Source organism: Rhizobacter sp. P3_B12, from assembly GCF_056402895.1.
In genome coordinates, this window is sequence record NZ_JBFUGN010001742.1 from 1 (window position 1) to 574 (window position 574).

1 protein-coding gene is annotated in these 574 nt (G+C 74.0%); it reads right to left on the reverse strand.

The features are described 5' to 3' along the window. Positions 1 to 44: 44 nt before the first annotated feature. A partial coding sequence (locus tag AC1D01_RS37985; RefSeq protein WP_477875156.1) for a purine nucleoside phosphorylase YfiH/LACC1 family protein occupies positions 45 to 574 on the reverse strand: 530 nt, incomplete at its 5' end.

Genomic DNA, 574 nt, shown 5'->3' on the forward strand with positions numbered 1-574 from the left:
GGCATACGAGATTGGAACGGGTCTCGTGGGCTCGGAGATGTGTATTAGAGAGAGCCCTTGATCTGCGTCACGCCCAGGCCCGCGAGGCGCCGGCGCGCGAGTTCGGGCAGGTTGGCCATCCATTTGCCCGGCGCATGGCCGCGGAACAGCGCCGGGTCGGCGCGTTGAGGGTCTTCGCCGAAGGCTTGCAGCACGTCCGGCCCCACTTCGAACCGCCCCGGCCCGATGCACGGCCCGAGCCACGCCACGAGCGCGCCCGGTTCGCAGCCGGCCGCCGCGCACAGCGCCGCCACGGTGTTGTCGAGCACGCCGCCGGCCAGGCCGCGCCAGCCGGCATGCGCGGCTCCGACGGCCGGCGTGGCCACCGCACCGGTCGTTGCCAGCAGCACCGGCAGGCAATCGGCCACCTGCACCGTGCAGGCCACGCCGCGCTCGGTGGTGATCGCCGCATCGGCCTCTTCGAGCGCCGCGCCCGCCGAGGCCCGCACCAGCCGCAGCACCCGCGTGCCATGCACCTGCTTCATGAAGACCGGCGCAGCGCCGGTCGCGGCCGCGAAGCGCGCGCGGTTCGCGT